Source organism: Streptomyces sp. NPDC051364 (assembly GCF_040682115.1).
Lineage (GTDB): Bacteria > Actinomycetota > Actinomycetes > Streptomycetales > Streptomycetaceae > Streptomyces.
On sequence record NZ_JBFBAH010000002.1, the window covers coordinates 188,979 to 205,466 of the forward strand.

The 16,488-nt window shown below is 74.2% G+C and carries 10 protein-coding genes; 8 read left to right on the forward strand and 2 right to left on the reverse strand.

Annotated elements, in window-relative coordinates; translation table 11 throughout:
* The first annotated feature begins 74 nt into the window (after positions 1–74).
* From AB0M76_RS04770 to recQ, 5 genes are all read left to right on the forward strand, one after another.
* Positions 75–899, forward strand: a complete 825-nt coding sequence (locus AB0M76_RS04770; protein ID WP_365951538.1) for an inositol monophosphatase — start codon at positions 75–77, stop codon at positions 897–899.
* Positions 900–986: 87 nt separating this feature from the next.
* Entirely contained in the window at positions 987–2,405 is a 1,419-nt protein-coding gene (locus tag AB0M76_RS04775; RefSeq protein ID WP_365951539.1) for an NAD(P)/FAD-dependent oxidoreductase, read from the forward strand.
* Positions 2,405–2,917: an O-acetyl-ADP-ribose deacetylase gene (locus tag AB0M76_RS04780; protein ID WP_266662175.1), complete on the forward strand. Its 513-nt coding sequence runs from the start codon at positions 2,405–2,407 to the stop codon at positions 2,915–2,917. Before AB0M76_RS04775 ends, AB0M76_RS04780 begins: the two co-directional genes overlap by 1 nt.
* A gap of 149 nt (positions 2,918–3,066) precedes the next feature.
* Positions 3,067–4,260, forward strand: coding sequence for an acyltransferase (locus AB0M76_RS04785; RefSeq protein WP_365951540.1), 1,194 nt, complete (start codon positions 3,067–3,069; stop codon positions 4,258–4,260).
* Positions 4,261–4,378: 118 nt separating this feature from the next.
* The gene (gene recQ / locus AB0M76_RS04790; protein WP_365951541.1) at positions 4,379–6,367 is read left to right on the forward strand and encodes a DNA helicase RecQ; all 1,989 of its coding nucleotides are present in this window, start codon (positions 4,379–4,381) and stop codon (positions 6,365–6,367) included.
* A gap of 31 nt (positions 6,368–6,398) precedes the next feature.
* Here recQ and AB0M76_RS04795 read toward each other — a convergent pair whose 3' ends face one another.
* On the reverse strand, positions 6,399–7,313 hold the full coding sequence (locus AB0M76_RS04795) for a hypothetical protein (RefSeq protein WP_365951542.1): 915 nt from the start codon (positions 7,311–7,313) through the stop codon (positions 6,399–6,401).
* 335 nt (positions 7,314–7,648) lie between these two features.
* On the opposite strand from AB0M76_RS04795, the gene AB0M76_RS04800 reads away from it, so the two are divergent.
* From AB0M76_RS04800 to AB0M76_RS04810, 3 genes are read left to right on the forward strand one after another with little or no spacing between them, the layout of a single operon-like run.
* Complete coding sequence (locus tag AB0M76_RS04800) at positions 7,649–8,260, forward strand: bacterial transcriptional activator domain-containing protein (RefSeq protein ID WP_365951543.1); 612 nt, start codon at positions 7,649–7,651, stop codon at positions 8,258–8,260.
* Positions 8,261–8,280: 20 nt separating this feature from the next.
* Entirely contained in the window at positions 8,281–11,523 is a 3,243-nt protein-coding gene (locus AB0M76_RS04805) for a DUF3376 domain-containing protein (protein ID WP_365951544.1), read from the forward strand.
* A 42-nt stretch (positions 11,524–11,565) separates the two neighbouring features.
* Complete coding sequence (locus tag AB0M76_RS04810; RefSeq protein ID WP_365951545.1) at positions 11,566–13,632, forward strand: SpoIIE family protein phosphatase; 2,067 nt, start codon at positions 11,566–11,568, stop codon at positions 13,630–13,632.
* 44 nt (positions 13,633–13,676) lie between these two features.
* On the opposite strand, the gene AB0M76_RS04815 is transcribed toward AB0M76_RS04810, so the two are convergent.
* The gene (locus AB0M76_RS04815) at positions 13,677–16,475 is read right to left on the reverse strand and encodes a SpoIIE family protein phosphatase (RefSeq protein ID WP_365951546.1); all 2,799 of its coding nucleotides are present in this window, start codon (positions 16,473–16,475) and stop codon (positions 13,677–13,679) included.
* Positions 16,476–16,488: the final 13 nt, after the last annotated feature.

Sequence of the window (16,488 nt, forward strand, 5' to 3'; positions counted from 1 at the left end):
AGTCCACCTGGAGTCCAACCGGCGGACGCCGATTGTCGGTGGGGTTTGTCAGTCGGGCGTGGTGTGATGGGGGCATGATCGAAGAGTTCCTGGCCCAAGACCTGTCCGCGGTGGAAGAAGCGGTCCGCAAGGCGGCGGCGATCGAGATCATGCCGAGATTCCGGCAGCTCGCCGAGCACGAGGTGGACCAGAAGAGCGGCCCGCACGACCTGGTGACCGTCGCCGACCGCAAGGCCGAGGAGCACCTCACGGCCTCGCTGACGCGCCTGCTGCCCGGTTCCGCCGTGGTCGGCGAGGAGGCCGTGCACGCCGACCCGACCGTGTACGGGGCGCTGCGCGCCGACGCGCCGGTCTGGATCGTCGACCCCGTCGACGGCACCCGGCAGTTCGTCGCCGGCGACCCGGCCTTCTGCACCCTGGTGGCCCTGGCCCACCGCGGGGAGATCCTCGCCTCCTGGACCTTCGCCCCGGCGCTGGACGAGCTGGCGACCGCCGTGCGCGGGCAGGGCGCGTACGTCAACGGCGAGCGGATCCACAGCGGTTCGCCCGAGCCGGGCGCAACGCTGCGCGTCGCCATGGCCCACCCGCTGTACACCTCCGACGAGGACAAGGCGACCCTGGCCCGGCTCGACGTGCCCGCGGTCGCGGCCCGCCCCTGCGGCTCCGCCGGCCTGGAGTACCTGAAGGTGGCCCGCGGCGAGATGGACGGCCTCGCGTTCACCTGGCCCTCGGCATGGGACCACGCGGCCGGTCTGCTGCTGGTCGCCGAGGCGGGCGGCGCGCAGAGCACCGTCGCCGGAGTCCCCTTCCGGGTGGACCGGGACAACGAGCTGCCGTTCGCCGTGGGGCGCGACGAGGTCACGGCCGTACGGATCCGCGACCTGCTCCGCGGCGCGTAGGACGGTCCGACCGGGCCGGGCCGGGGCCCTTGTGGACGGGCCGAATATCCTGGAAGCGCAGCCGCCGCCGGACGAAGGAGTCTCAAGGTGCCGTCGATTCTCGATGCGGTCGTGGTGGGGGCGGGGCCCAACGGGCTGACGGCCGCCGTCGAGCTGGCCCGGCGCGGCTTCTCGGTGGCCGTGTTCGAGGCCGCGGAGACGGTCGGCGGTGGGGCCCGCACCGAGGAGCTCACCCTCCCGGGCTTCCGGCACGACCCCTGCTCGGCCGTGCACCCGCTCGGCATCGGCTCGCCGGTGTTCGCCACCATGCCGCTGAAGCGGTACGGGCTGGAGTGGCTGCACGCCCCGCTGCCCATGGCGCACCCCTTCGACGACGGCACGGCCGCCGTGCTCTCCCGCTCCGTCTCCGAGACGGCCGCCTCCCTCGGGCCGCGGGACGCGGGCACGTACCGACGGCTGGTGCAGCCGTTCCTCGGCAAGTGGGACACCCTCGCCCGGGACTTCATGTCCCTGCCGTCGACCGCCCTGCCCCGGGACCCCGTCACCCTGGCCCGCTTCGGGCTCGCCGGACTGCCGCCCTCCACCTGGCTGCTGAACCGCTTCCACGACGAGCGGGCGCGGGCGCTGTTCGCCGGGCTCGTCGCGCACGTCATCGCCCCGCTGGGCGGGATCGCGACGAGCGCCGTCGGCCTGGTCTTCGCCCTGGCCGCGCACGCCAACGGCTGGCCGATGCCGCGCGGCGGCTCGCAGTCGATCTCGGACGCCCTCGCCGGATACCTGCGCGACCTCGGCGGAACGGTCCACACCGGCTTCGAGGTCAAACGCCTCGACGACCTGCCGCCGGCCCGGGCGTACGTCTTCGACACCTCGCCGACCGCGCTGGCCCGGATCGCCCGGCTGGGGCGCGCGTACGACGGCTACAAGTACGGCGCCGGCGTGTTCAAGCTCGACTACGCCCTGTCCGGCCCCGTGCCCTGGACCGCCGAGGCGCCGCGCCGGGCCGGCACCGTCCAGATCGGCCCGCGCGCCCGCGACATCGACGCCGCCCTCCAGCTGGCCACGGGCGGGCGCGCGCCTCGCAACCCGTTCCTGATCACCGCCCAGCCCAGCCTGGCCGACCCCGGCCGGGCGCCGGAGGGCAAGCACGTGTTCTGGGCGTACGGGCACGTCCCCGCGGGCTGGGGCGGCAACCTCACCGACGCCGTCGAGCGCCAGATCGAGCGCTTCGCCCCCGGCTTCCGCGACCTGGTGCTGGCCCGCGCCACCGCCGGCCCGCCGGAACTGGCCGCCCGCAACCCCAACTACGTCGGCGGCGACATCGCCTGCGGCGCCGCCTCCGGGATCCAGCTGCTGCTGCGGCCCAAACTGTCCCTGTTCCCGTACACGACGGCCCACCCGGCCGTGTTCCTCTGCTCCTCGGCCACCCCGCCCGGCCCCGGCGTGCACGGCATGTCCGGGCACAACGCGGCCAAGGCCGTCTGGCGGCACCTGCGAAAGGCCTCCTGATGGTGCGCATCACCCTCGTCCAGGGCGACATCACCGCCGAGCGGGCGGACGCGATCGTCAACGCGGCGAACTCCTCGCTGCTCGGCGGCGGGGGAGTGGACGGCGCCATCCACCGGCGCGGCGGCCCCGAGATCCTGGACGCCTGCCGGGCGCTGCGCGCCTCCCAGTACGGCAAGGGCCTCGCGACGGGCCGGGCCGTGGCCACGACGGCGGGCCGGCTCCCGGCCGACTGGGTGATCCACACGGTGGGCCCGGTCTGGTCCCGGGACGAGGACCGCTCGGAGCTGCTGGCCTCCTGCTACCGCGAGTCCCTGCGGGTCGCGGCCGAGCTGGGCGCCCGTACGGTCGCCTTCCCGGCCATCTCCACCGGCATCTTCGGCTGGCCGATGGACGACGGCGCCCGGATCGCGGTGGAAACGGCCCGCGCGGCCGCGGCGCCGCCCGTGGAGGAGGTCCGCTTCGTCCTCTTCGACGAGTCCGCCTATGACGCGTTCGCCCGCCGGCTCCCCTGACCGCCCACGGTTGCGACGTACCGCGAACGGCAGGCCTGCCGGGCGGACCCCGGGTGCTCCTGGGTGCACGCAGCGTCGATACCATCACGGGGCTCCATACCCCCGAATCGTATCGGTGTCGCGGACACCGCAGGACTTCCAGAGGTTTCATGTCCGACACGCCCGTCCTTGCCGAGGACCGCGTCCCGGCGCCCGCCAGGGCTCCGCAGGCAGCCCCCGACCCCACCCGGCGTCGCCGGAAGATGTGGTCGAGGGGCGGCGGTGCCGGGCGGGCCGCCGGTGAGGCGAAGTCCGCGCGGGCGCCGCGCATAGCCGTGCTGGACGGCCTGCGGCTGCTGGCGGCGCTGTCGGTGGTCCTGTTCCACTACCTGGCCGGCACCGGGACGATCCCCTGGCAGCGGACGTCGGTCGAGCTGTTCCCCACGCTGCACCGGGTCGCCGGGTTCGGCTGGCTGGGCGTGGTCTTCTTCTTCATGATCAGCGGGTTCGTCATCTGCATGTCCGCCTGGGGCAAATCGCTCCAGCGGTTCTGGCAGGGCCGGATCCTGCGGCTGTTCCCGCTCTACTGGGCGGCGGTCGTGCTCGCCTCGGCGGCCGCCCGCCTGGGCCCGCACACCCCGGGAGAGCAGCGGGTCACCGTCGGACGGATGCTCACCAACCTGACGATGCTGCAGGAACCCCTCGGCGTGAACGGCATCGACAACGTCTACTGGACGCTCTGGGTCGAACTGCGTTTCTACCTGATCTTCTCGCTGGTCGTCCTGCTGGGCACCAGCCACCGCCGGGTCGCGAACTTCTGCTGGCTCTGGGCGCTGGGCTCGGTCCTGGCCCCGGCGTCGGGCATCAAGCTGCTGGACCAGCTCCTGGTACCCGCGTGGGCGCCCTTCTTCATCGCCGGCATGGCCTTCTACCTGATCCGCCGGGCCGGCCGCATCGAGGGCGAAACCCTGGGGGTCCTGGCGCTGTCCTGGCTGCTGATGCAGCACTGGCTCCCAGCGATCATGGAAGGCGAGGGGCACGGCATCAACTGGAAGGTGTGCCTCGTCGCGATCACCGCGATGTACCTGCTGATGGGCCTGATCGCCCTCGGGAAGCTCGACTGGATCCAGTGGCGCTGGCTGCCCGTCGCGGGCGCCATCTCCTACCCGCTCTACCTCGTGCACCAGTCGCTGGGCGTGCGCGTGATCTGGCGATGGAACGAGCAGTGGGGCGCATGGCCGACCCTGCTCGGAGTGATCGCAGGCGCAGTGCTGATCGCCTGGCTGCTGTACCGCCTCGTGGAACGGCCCCTCGTCCCGCTGCTGCGCCGCCTGATCGCCCCGGCCACGCCGACATCCCGGTGATCCTCGTCGGACAACCCGACGGCCGCACCACAACCGCACACCACGCGGCCGCACACCGCCTGCGGGGCTTCCGGCGGAAGCGGCCGGGTGTGTCGGTGGAGGTCGCTAGGCTTCTGGGATGACCCTTGTCGACGCGCCCACCGAGACCCCCGATGCCCTGCAGGTGCTGCACCGCGTCTTCGGATACGACTCCTTCCGCGGCGAGCAGCAGCAGATCATCGAGCACGTGGCCGGCGGCGGCGACGCGCTGGTGCTCATGCCGACCGGCGGCGGCAAATCGCTCTGCTACCAGATCCCGGCGCTGGTCAGAGACGGTACGGGCGTGGTGATCTCGCCGCTGATCGCGCTCATGCAGGATCAGGTGGACGCCCTGACCGCCCTCGGGGTGCGGGCCGGGTTCCTCAACTCGACCCAGGACCCGTACGAGCGGCAGGCCGTCGAGCAGGCCTTCCTCGCCGGCGAGCTGGACCTGCTGTACCTGGCCCCCGAGCGGCTGCGCACCGAGGGCACGCAGCGGCTGCTCGACCGGGGCACGGTGTCGCTCTTCGCGATCGACGAGGCGCACTGCGTAGCCCAGTGGGGCCACGACTTCCGGCCCGACTACCTCGCGCTGTCCATGCTGCACGAGCGCTGGCCCAAGGTGCCGCGGATCGCGTTGACCGCGACGGCGACCGAGGCCACGCACGCCGAGATCGCGGCCCGCCTGGGCCTGGCGGAGGGCGACGCCCGGCACTTCGTGGCCAGCTTCGACCGGCCCAACATCCAGTACCGGATCGCCCCCAAGAACAACCCGACCCGGCAGCTGCTGGAGCTGATCCGCACCGAGCACGAAGGCGACGCCGGGGTCGTCTACTGCCTGTCGCGGGCCTCCGTGGAGAAGACGGCCGCGTTCCTGGCGGAGAACGGCATCGACGCGGTCGCGTACCACGCGGGCATGGACTCCCGTACGCGCGCGGCGAATCAGGCGCGCTTCCTGCGGGAGGACGGGGTCGTGGTTGTGGCCACGATCGCGTTCGGCATGGGCATCGACAAGCCGGACGTGCGCTTCGTGGCGCATCTGGACCTGCCCAAGTCGGTCGAGGGCTACTACCAGGAGACCGGCCGCGCCGGCCGCGACGGCCAGCCGGCCACGGCCTGGCTCGCGTACGGCCTCCAGGACGTGGTGCAGCAGCGCAAGATGATCGAGGGTTCCGAGGGCGACGAGGCGCACCGCCGCTCGCTGGCCGGGCACCTCGACGCGATGCTCGCGCTGTGCGAGACCGTCGACTGCCGCCGCGTGCGGCTGCTGGCGTACTTCGGGCAGGTGGCCGGAGCGTGCGGCAACTGCGACACGTGCCTGACGCCGGCCGAGTCCTGGGACGGCACGGTCGCGGCGCAGAAGCTGCTGTCCACGGTGTGGCGGCTGGCCAAGGAACGCCGGCAGAAGTTCGGCGCCGGCCAGATCATCGACATCCTCCAGGGCAAGAAGACGGCCAAGGTCATCCAGTTCGACCACGACGGCCTCTCGGTCTTCGGGGTCGGGGCGGACCTGAGCACCGCGGAATGGCGCGGGGTCGTACGCCAGCTGCTGGCCTCGGGGCTGCTGGCGGTCGAGGGCGACTACGGGACGCTGGTGCTCACGGACGCCAGCGGCGAGGTGCTGGGCGGCCGCCGCAGCGTTCCGATGCGCAAGGAGGCGGCGCCGGCCGCGGCGTCCCGCAAGTCGTCCGGTTCGGGCTCCGGCTCCGGGAAGGCCGCTCGCGTTCCGGTCGACCTGCCGGCGGCGGCCGTGCCGGTCTTCGAGGCCCTGCGCGCCTGGCGGGCGGCGACCGCCCGAGAGCAGGGCGTGCCGGCGTACGTGGTCTTCCACGACGCGACGCTGCGGGAGATCGCGACCCGGACGCCCGCCACGGTGGAGGAGCTGGGCACGATCAGCGGCGTCGGCGAGGCGAAGCTCGCCAAGTACGCCGAGGGGATCCTCGACACCCTGGCCGAGACCGGCGGTAGCGCCGAGCCCGCGTCCGCGCCCCCCCAGGCGGCACCGCCGGAGCCTGCGGCACCGCATGCCGACGAGGAACCGCCCTTCGACTTCGACGACACGGACCCGCCCTGGGACGACTGGGAGTAGCCGGGCCGCAGGCTGGGGGAGGTCCTGAGGACTACGCCGCGTCGGCGGTGCGGTCCTCGTCCGGGTCCTCCTCCTCGGCCTCGTCGGGGTGCGCGGCGCACGGGGGGCACAGGCGCGCGTACTCCGCCATCACCTCCTCGACCGTCTCCCTCTGCTTGCGCTCGCACGCCTTCTTGCGCGATTCCTCCTTGCAGACGAGCTCGGCGCGGGCGCCCTCCAGTACGGCGATCGCCTGCCAGCCCTTGAGCACGCACAGCAGCGCCTTGCACAGGCAGTCGACGAACTCGGAGACCGTCTCGAAGCCCCGCCAGGCCTCCGCGATGCGGCGCAGCAGCACCAGCAGGCGCGCGTAGAGGCGTACGACGTCCTTGCCCAGGACCGCGTCGCAGACGTCCGCCAGCAGCTGGGCCGCCTCCGTCTTGATCTTCGCCGCACGTTCGGGCAGCGCCGTCAGCTCGCCGTCCAGGTCGGTGAAGCAGGCCGCGGCCTTCACGGTGTCCGCCGTGTACCGGGCGACGCGCGCCGAGAGCGTCGCGACCGTGTCGTCCCTGCCGACCGTGTCGTCGAACACGCACCCGCAGTCGTCCACGCAGCAGCCCCAACCGCCCTGGCACCTGCGGATGTCGTCGAAGATCTTGTCGACGGCCTGCTGCAGACAGTGGCGCTGCTCGTGCGTGACCCGGCAGCGGATCTGCTCGCGGACCTTGCCGAGCGTCGCCGCCGCCTCGTCCAGATCGGTCTTCGCGGCCAGCCGCGCCTTCGTGTACTGGGTTCGGGCGCTGTTGAACTTCTCCTGGAACTCCCGCAGCTGGGGCAGGTGTTCCTGGGTGACCTCGGCCCGGCGCTGGATGCCCGCGGCGACGCAGGCGAGTTCGTCGATCGCGCCGGGATCGCAGCCGCCGCCTGTGCTGGTGCCGGCCGGGTGGTGGTGCGGGGTGCTGCTCATGGTGGGCTCTCCTGGGTGAGGGGGCAGGCGCCCCCCGAGTGTGGGCCGGGCGGTGTCACCGGCTCGTCGCCCGGCCATCGCCGGCGGCTCGCGGCCCGGCCGTCGCCGGCGCCCGGCCCCGGGGGTTGCGCAACGCCCCCGTGACGGGAGGGGCCGCAGCATCGGCCCATGGCTGGATACCGGGCACTCGCCGCCGTGGGGCGCAGCGTCGTCGCGCTGCTCAACCGGCGCTTCGCCGACGAGATCCCGGCGGGGCGCCGCCCGGAGGCCGTCCTCGCCGGGCCCGTCGACTTCGACAAGGGGTCGTCGCCGGACGGCCACAGCGTGCCCGCGGCATGCCGGCGTTCGACCCGGCCGCCGTTGAGCGCGACGCTGCGGGGAACCTGCGGTCCGCGCTGTGGCGGCTCAAGGCCGCCGGCATCGACCTGCTCGACTCCGACAAGTGCTCGCTCGCCGTGCGCGAGCACACGGTGGTCGACCTGTACGTCCTGTACGGCTGGGCCGGGCGGCTCATCGGCGGCACCGCCACCGGCCAGGACCTCGCGGTGCTGAAATGGCGTACCGACGCGCTCGATCTGCTGCCCGGCTGGTACGACGACTGGGTGCTGCTGGAACGCGAACGCGTCCGTCAGCGGCTGCTGCACGCCCTGGAGGCGCTCAGCCGCGAGCTGGCCCGCGTCGGCCGGCACGCCGAAGCGGTGGAGTCCGCGCTGGTCGCGGTGAGCGCCGAACCACTGCGCGAAAGCGCCCAGCGGGCACTGATCGAGGCCCACTTGGCGGAGGGCAACCTCATCGAGGCGATGCGCACCTACGACACGTACCGCGACCTCGTGAAACGCGAACTCGGGGTGGAACCGGGGTATGAACTCTCCGGCCTGATACGCAACTTCTGCCGCTCCGCCACCCGCACCCGCGAGGTGGTGGCCGCCCGGGTGCGCCACGCCTGATCCAGGGCCAAGCTGGAGGCATGAGCGACGACCGGCCGGGCCGGCGCAGTACGGAACTGCGGCTGGCCCTCGCGATGCGCGGCGGGGTCAGTCTCGCCGTATGGACGGGCGGGGCCTGTTGCGAGACGTCGGCTCTCCGGGCGGCGTCCGGGCAGCAGCCCGCCCCGGAAACGAGCGTCTACGCAGGGCTGCTGGACACGTGCGGATACGAGGACGTCGACATCGACGTCCTCGTCGGAACCAGTGCAGGGGGGATCAACGGCGTCCTGCTGGCCTGCCACCTCGTGTACGGGATGCCCTTCGGCCGGGGCGTGCGGGACCTGTGGCTGCGCCTGGGCGACCTCGAAGGGCTGCTGCGCCGCTCCACCCCCTTCCACGTGCCCGCCTCGCTGATGCGCGGGGACGAGGTCTTCTACAAGGAGCTGCGCGGTGCGCTGGGCCGGCTCGTCGACGAGGCCCCGCCGGACCGGAGGCCGCCCGCCTCGCTGCGGCTGATCCTGACGGCCACCCGGCTGCGACCCCGCCGGGACCTGGTCCGGCCCACCCTCGGACGGCCGCTTCCGGTCGGGCGCTCCCAGGCCTACTTCCGCTTCCGGCACCGCGGCGCCCTGACGGACTTCCCCGACGACGTCACGGGCGCGGCCCGGGAGGCGGCGCTGGACCGGCTGGCGTACGCGGCGCGGACCTCCTCCTCCTTCCCGGGAGCCTTCGAACCGGGCCGGGTGTACGTCGGCAACGGCGCGCAGCCCGTCGAGGACCCGCCCCGGGTGGACATGCGCGGCGTCAGCAGCGAGAGCGGCCACCCCGACGAGGACCTGAACGGCTGCGCCGAACTCATGGACGGCGGGCTGCTGGACAACATCCCCGTCGCCTGGGCCGTACGGGCCGTCGCCGGGTCCCCGGTGGCCCGCAGGGCCGACCGCCGGCTGCTGTTCCTCCAGCCGGTGCCCCCGTTCCCGCCGCCTCCCGAGCCGGGCGGCAGCCGGCGCGTCACCCGGCTGGTGCGGATGGCCGCGAAGTCCCTGGCCGTGAAGACCGGCTCGGAATCCCTGCGCGACGACGCCCTCGAACTGCGCGCCGCCGAGGCCGCGGCCGAGCAGCAGCGGGCCGTCCTCGGGGTGCTGCCCCTGACCCTCACCGAGCTGTACGACGCGGCCATGGCCCGGCTGGACCCGTACACCCGCACGGCCGGCCGGGCGGAGGCGCAGCGGCTGATCGGGCTGCTGGCGGACCCGGCGGAGGTGACCGGCCCGGACGCGCTGCCGCTGCCCGCGGGCCCGGGGCCGCTGGAGGCGCTGGACGAGAGCGCCGCGGAGGGCTCGGCGGCCCTCTTCGCCCGGCTGCGCCGGGCGGCGGACGGCCTGGCGGTGGGGCCCGGCACCCTGCCCGGGCCGGGGTACTCGCCGCTGGCCCTCGCGCGTACCGTACGGCTGCTCATGGACTGGCTGAGGGCGTACGAGTCCGGTGCCGGGCCGGTGGAGGCGGAGCTGGTGGAGGCGTACCGGACACGGGTGTTCGCGTGCCGCTCCGCCGTCGCCACCCTGAACGCCGCCCGGGACCGGCTGCTGCTCGGCCGCTACCGGGCCGCCCTCTCCCTCGGGCTGATGCCCACCGATGCCACCGCCCCGTACAGCGAGGCGACCCGCCTGCTGGGCGCCCTCATGCCGCCCGTGCCCCCACCCGAGGCCACGCCCGCGCACTGGGAGACCTGGGCGGCGAACCTCGCGACGGCGGTCGGCGCCGGCTCCCCGCCCGAGGTCCCCGCGACCGGCCCGGCGGCGGTCCCGGAGGGCTTCGGCAACCTGTGGGAGCGGCTGGCGGACCTGGGCCAGGAGATCGGCCTGGACCTGAGCCCCGACGTCGACGGCTACGAGGCCCTCCACGCCGCCGCCCGCGGCGCCGGCCCGCCGATGGCCGAGGCGCTGGCGTACGCCGAGGTGCTGCTCGGCCCGCTGCGCCCCGACCCGCTGGCCGAGGCCACCGACATCGACTTCCACACCGTTTCGGCGGCCGACACCAGTTGGGCCACGCGCACGGTGCTGCCGCAGGTGGCCCCGGACTCCCCGGAGGACATGGTCAGGGCCAAGCTCAGCGGCAACCGGCTGAACAACTTCGCCGCGTTCCTCAGCGTCCGGTGGCGGATGAGCGACTGGACCTGGGGCCGCCTCGACGGGGCCGCCGCCCTCGTGTCGGTCGTCGCCACCGACGAGCGCCTGCACGACGCGTTCGGGGACCCCGCGGACCTCACGGCGCTCGGCGAGGAGATCGCCGGGGAGATGGCACTCGGCCCGCCGTTCACGGAGCTCTGGGCGCAGGACGTCACCACCCGGCCCGACGTGGCCCCCTGGGACCGGGTACGGGACGTGCTGACCGCGGTCCGCCAGCACGAGATCCTCCACGAGGAGCTGCCGCTCCTCGCCGAGCTGCACCGCAAGGGCTTCCGGGGCGGCAACCGGCCCCCGGACTCCCCGCCGAACCCGCCGGGCCTGCCCACACGGGCCGCGTTCGACGCGGCCATGGCGTCCTTGCGCGAGATCGGCGCCGAGGAGGCCGGCCGGCTGCTCCGGGCGCGGGATCCGCGCCGGGCGGCCCTGCGCACCGGGCTCCTCGCCTGGCCGGCGCTCCAGCCCACGGGCAGAGCCGGGGCCCGCCTGGTGCAGGGCCTCCTCGGCGTACTGAAGCCGCTGGTCTGCCTCCCGGTGCTGGTCGGGGTGCTGGCACCCGTACCGGCCCTGTGCGCGGCCGTGCTGATGTGGACGGGCATCGCCTTCTCCACCGGCGACTGGTCCTCGCTCCCCGGCGAGGTCCCGGTCTGCCTGTATGCCATGGTCGCCCTGGCGGCACTCGTCCGGCAGCGGATCCGGCCCGCCCGGCTGCGCGTCCCCGCCCTGCTGATCGCGACGGCGGGACCACCCGTCGCCCTGTGGCAGCTGCGCGGCCTGCACACCCCGGACGTCGGCGACGGCGCCCGCACGCTGATCGTCGGAGCCGCGTTCGCCCTCGCCGCTGCGGCCGTGCTGTACGTCGGCACGGACCGGTGGGCGCTGCTGCCGGGGGCCGCCGCGGTCGCGGGAGTGATCGCCGGCCTCGTCCAGGCCGGCCGCCCCGGGCTCGGCGGCTGGTGGGCCGCCCTCATCCTCTACGCCGTTCTCTTCTGGGTCACCTTCGTCCTGCCCTGGCTGTACCCGAGGCCGCGCCCGGCCGTATCCGGGGCCGCTGACCACACCGACCGACGCAGCGCCCCGCGCCGATCGCTCGGATAGGGTGAATCGGTAGGAATCAGGCCCCCGGGTGAGGTCGGTGCGGTGGACACATACCAGTCGACGAGCGAGGTCCCGGATCAGCCGGTCGCGGCTGTCGGATACGCCGGTGTGCTCCGCGAGCTCCTGCCGATCGCCCTGTGGCGGGAGGACGCCGACGGACTCATCGTCGAATGGTCGCTCGCCGCCCAGGACCTGCTCGGCCACCGCCCCGAGGACATCCTCGGCCTCCCCGGCACGTCCGTGCTCGTCCCCGAGACCAACCAGGAGCTCGCCGACGACCTGACCCGGCGCGTCCAGGCGGGTGAGACGGTGGTCGGCACCCTCCCCGTACGCCACCGCGACGGGCACCGCGTCACCATGGAGATGTGGATCGTCCCCGCCATCGACCCGCAGGGCCGTACGGGCGCCATGCTGATCGCCGTGGAGACCTCCGAGGTCCTGCGCATGCGGGACTCGCTCGCCGCCCTCCAGAGCCTCTTCACCCAGTCGCCCATCGGCCTCGCCACCCTCGGCCCCGACCTGCGCTTCCTGCGCGTCAACGACGCACTGGCCCGGATGAACGGCGTGTCGGCCGCCGACCACCTCGGCAAACGGCTCACCGAGGTCGTGCCCGGCGTCAACGCCGTCGCGCTCGAGGCGACGATGCAGCAGGTCATGGACCGGGGCACCGCCGTCGTCGACGTCCGCCGCACCGGCCGCACCCCGGCCGACCCCGAGCACGACCACACCTGGTCCTGCTCGTACGCCCCGCTGCTGGACGGCTCCGGCCGCCCGCTCGGCGTGATCGCCTCCCTCATCGACATCACCGAGAGCCAGCAGGCCCAGGTCGACGCCGAGGGGGCCCGCCGCCGTTTCGCCGTCCTCGCCGAGGCCGGCACCCGCATCGGCACCACCCTCGACCTGGACCAGACCGCCCGGGAGATCGTGCAGGTCCTCGTACCCCAGCTGGCCGACTCGGCCGACGTACAGCTGCTGGAGGCCGTCCTCGCGCCCGACGACGCCGCGGCCACCCACCAGGGCATGCTGCGCCGCATCGCGGTCGAGTTCCCCGACCCGGGCGCCCCCACCGCCCGGCTGGCACCCGGCCAGACCTTCCAGATCCCGGCGGAGTCGGTCTACGAGCAGGTCATCGCCGAGGGGCGGCCCATGAACCTGTACGTGTCCGACGTGCACGCGCTGGTCCCCGACCCGCGCGCCACGGAACTGCGCGACTACCTCGCCACCCTCGGCTCCGCCCGCCTGATCCCGCTCGTCGCCCGCGGCACCGTGCTCGGCGCGGTCACCGTGACACGGTTGCGCGGCCGCGAGCCCTTCGACGAGCAGGACTGCGTGCTCCTCGACGAGGTGGTCGCCCGCGGGGCGCTCAACATCGACAACGCCCGGATGTACACCAACCAGCGGCGGGCCGCCCTGACCCTCCAGCGCAGCCTCAGCAACAGCGCCCTGCCCGAGGTCACCGGCCTCGAACTCACCGGCCGCTACCTGCCCGCCAGCGACCACGACGTCGGCGGCGACTGGTTCGACGTCATCCAGCTGCCCGGCGGCCGCACCGGCCTGGTCATCGGGGACGTCATGGGCCACGGGATCCACGCCGCCGCCGTCATGGGACAGCTGCGCACGGCCGTACGCACCCTCGCCCGCCACGACGTCTCCCCGACCCGGCTGCTGCGCTCGCTCGACGCCGCGGTCGCCGACCTCGGCGAGGACGAGATGGCGACCTGCGTCTACGCCGTCCACGACCCGGCCACGGGCGGCTGCACCATCGCCCGCGCCGGCCACCCACCGCCTGCCATCGTCACGGCGGGCGGGGAGGTCACCTTCCTCGACGGCCCGCCCGGCACCCCGCTGGGCACGGGCGGGCAGGAGTTCCGCACCGAGGAGGTCGCCCTGCCGCCCGGGAGCCTGCTCGTCCTCTACACCGACGGCCTCATCGAGGCCCGCGACCGCGACCTGGACCAGGGCATGGCCCAGCTGGGGCGGGCGCTGCGTGACGCCGGACAGCCGCTGGACCGGCTGTGCGACGAGATCCTGGCGCGCCTGCTGCCGGGGGCCCCGCAGGACGACGTGGCGGTCCTGCTCGCCCGTACGGCGGCCCCCCGGCCCAGCTGACCGGCCGGTGTGCCCGGGGCGGGTGACGCCGGCGCCCCGGGCCGTCACCAGGCCAGGTCCTCCAGCGACTCCAGGTCCGTCACCGGCAACGCGGGCTCCGGACCGCCGGTCAGCGGCAGCTCGGCCCAGATGACCTTGCCGCGCTCGGTGTACCGGGTACCCCAGCGCTCGGTGTACTGCGCGACCAGGAAGAGGCCGCGGCCGCCCTCGTCGGTGGTGGCCGCGTACCGCAGGTGCGGCGAGGTGCTGCTGCCGTCGGAGACCTCGCAGATGAGGTTGCGGTCGCGCAGCAGCCGCACCCGGATGGGCGCGGTCCCGTACCGGATGGCGTTGGTGATCAGCTCGCTGAGGATCAGCTCGGCCGTGAACGCGATGTCCCCCAGCCCCCAGGCGGCGAGCTGCGCCGAGCCCGCGTTGCGCACCCGGGAGACCGCGGCCGGGTCGGCGGGCACCTCCCACTCCGCGATCCGGTCCGCGTCCAGCCGCCGGGTGTCGGCGATCAGCAGGGCGATGTCGTCGCTGGGGGACGGGAACAGCAGCGCGGCCAGCACGTCCGCACAGGCCTGCTCGGGGCTGCGGCCGGGCTGGGAGAGCGTCTCGGCCAGCAGGTCGAGGCCGGTGTCGAAATCCCGGTCGCGGTCCTCCAGCAGGCCGTCCGTGAACAGCACGAGCCGGCTCGACTCCGGCAGCAGCAGCTCGGTGGCCTCGAAGGGCATGCCGCCCACGCCGAGCGGCAGCCCGGCGGGCAGCTCAGGGAACTCCACGCCCCCGTCCGGCCGGACCAGGGCCGGTCCGGGGTGCCCGGCACTGGCCATCGTGCAGAGCCCGGAGACCGGGTCGTAGACCGCGTACAGGCAGGTGGCGCCCGTGACGCCGGCCGCCTCGCCCGCGCCGTCAGCGGCGTCCCCGGCGGCCGCGGACTCGTTCTGGTCGATCCGGTGGATCAGCTCGTCCAGGTGTCCCAGCAGCTCGTCGGGCGGCATGTCCAGGGTGGAGAAGTTGTGCACGGCGGTCCGCAGCCGGCCCATCGTGGCCGCCGCGTGCACCCCGTGCCCGACGACGTCCCCGACGATCAGCGCCACGCGGGCGCCGGCGAGCGGGATCACGTCGAACCAGTCCCCGCCCACGCCCGCCTTCGCGGGCAGGTACCGGAAGGCCACCTCCACGGCGCTCTGGTCCGGCAGCACCCGGGGCAGCAGGCTCCGCTGGAGGGCCACGGCCGTCGCGTGCTCCCGGGTGTAGCGGCGGGCGTTGTCGATGGAGACGGCCGCCCGCGCACCCAGCTCCTCCGCGAACGACAGGTCCTCCTCGTCGAAGGCCTCCGGGGTGTCGGCGGCCCGCCAGAAGTTGGCCATCCCGAGGACCACGCCGCGGGCCTGCAGCGGCACCGAGATCAGCGAGTGCAGCCCGTACCCCAGCGCCTCGCGGGTGCCGGCCTCGTCCTGCGCCCGCCAGCCCATCGCCGCGTTCAGATCGGCCGCGAGCACCGCGTGCCCGGCGTCGAGGGCCGCCGCCATCGGAGCGGTGGGCACCTCGAAGCGGATGATGTCGCCGACGTGCTGCAGGGGATGGTCGGTGCGGACCCCGCTCATCGCCGCCCTGCGCATCTGCGAGTACATGCCGGTGGCCGGCGAGGGCTCCTCGCCCCTCAGCACCGGCTCCAGCAGCTCCACCGTGACGAAGTCGGCGAACCGGGGCACGGCCACGTCCGACAGCTCCTCGGCGGTCCGCACCACGTCCAGCGTGGTCCCGATCCGCACCCCCGCGTCGTACAGCAGCTGGAGCCGCTCCCGGGCCACCTCGGCGCGGCCGGAGAGCGAGGCGAGCTCGGTGGTGTCGCGCAGGGTCATGACGCTGCCGGACGGGTGCCCTCCGTACGGCTTGGTCGGGCGGACGTTGACGGCGAGGAGCCGGTCGCCCGCCAGGTGCACCTCGTCCGTCGCGACCCGCCCGGACACCAGCAGCGAGGTGGTGCGCGGGTCGAGCCCCAGCTCGCCCACATGGCGCTGCTCGGCGTCGGGCGGCAGGTTCAGCAGCCGCCGGGCCTCGTCGTTGGCGAGCAGCAGCCGCTGGTCGGCGCCGATGATCAGGACGCCCTCGCGGACCGCGTGCAGGACCGCCTCGTGGTGCTCGTTGATCCGGGCCATCTCGGCCTCGCCCAGGCCCCGGGTCTGACGCCGCAGCCGCCGGCTGACCAGGGCGGCGCCGCCCGTGCCGAGCAGCAGTGCGCCCGCCGCGGCGCCGAGCAGCAGCGGCAGCTGGCCCTCGACCACGTCGGAGACCTTGGCGACCTCGATGCCGGTGCCGACCAGGCCGACGACCGTCCCGCTCGCGTCCCGTACGGGGACCACGGCGCGGACCGCATCGCTCGGAGACCCCTTGAACACCTCGGTGAAGGACTGCCCGCCGATGGCCCGCGAGAGGTCGCCGGTGGCCCGTTTGCCGATCAGGTCCGGCCGGGGGTCGGTGTAGCGGACCCCGTCGGGCGTCATCACGGCGATGAAGTCGACGCCCGAGGCCCGCCGGGCGGCCTCGGCCAGGGGTTGCAGCTCGCGCGTCGGGTTCGGCGCCCCGAGGGCCTCGGGGAGGCCGGGGGCGTGCGCGAAGGCCTCCGCGGCCGCGAGGGAGCGGTGGCGCGCATCGCGCTCGGTGTCGTACCGCTCCTGGAACACGAGGGCCAGCGAGGCGGCCGCGATCAGCAGCACCACGATGACCGCCTGGAGCGCGAAGACCTGACCGGCGACACTGCGGGCACCCAGGGAGAGGCGCGGCGGCAGGCCCGGGTCGCGCCCGGTCGGCTGCCCGGGCGGGGATCCCCTGGGTCGACCCAAACGTCCGGTCATGAGCCATTTCTAA

Coding starts and splice junctions, on each gene's coding strand:
- AB0M76_RS04770 (WP_365951538.1), top strand. CDS start 75: ATGATCGAAGAGTTCCTGGCCCAAGACCTGTCCGCGGTGGAAGAAGCG.
- AB0M76_RS04780 (WP_266662175.1), top strand. CDS start 2,405: ATGGTGCGCATCACCCTCGTCCAGGGCGACATCACCGCCGAGCGGGCG.
- AB0M76_RS04785 (WP_365951540.1), top strand. CDS start 3,067: ATGTCCGACACGCCCGTCCTTGCCGAGGACCGCGTCCCGGCGCCCGCC.
- recQ (WP_365951541.1), top strand. CDS start 4,379: ATGACCCTTGTCGACGCGCCCACCGAGACCCCCGATGCCCTGCAGGTG.
- AB0M76_RS04795 (WP_365951542.1), bottom strand. CDS start 7,313: ATGAGCAGCACCCCGCACCACCACCCGGCCGGCACCAGCACAGGCGGC.
- AB0M76_RS04800 (WP_365951543.1), top strand. CDS start 7,649: ATGCCGGCGTTCGACCCGGCCGCCGTTGAGCGCGACGCTGCGGGGAAC.
- AB0M76_RS04805 (WP_365951544.1), top strand. CDS start 8,281: ATGAGCGACGACCGGCCGGGCCGGCGCAGTACGGAACTGCGGCTGGCC.
- AB0M76_RS04815 (WP_365951546.1), bottom strand. CDS start 16,475: ATGACCGGACGTTTGGGTCGACCCAGGGGATCCCCGCCCGGGCAGCCG.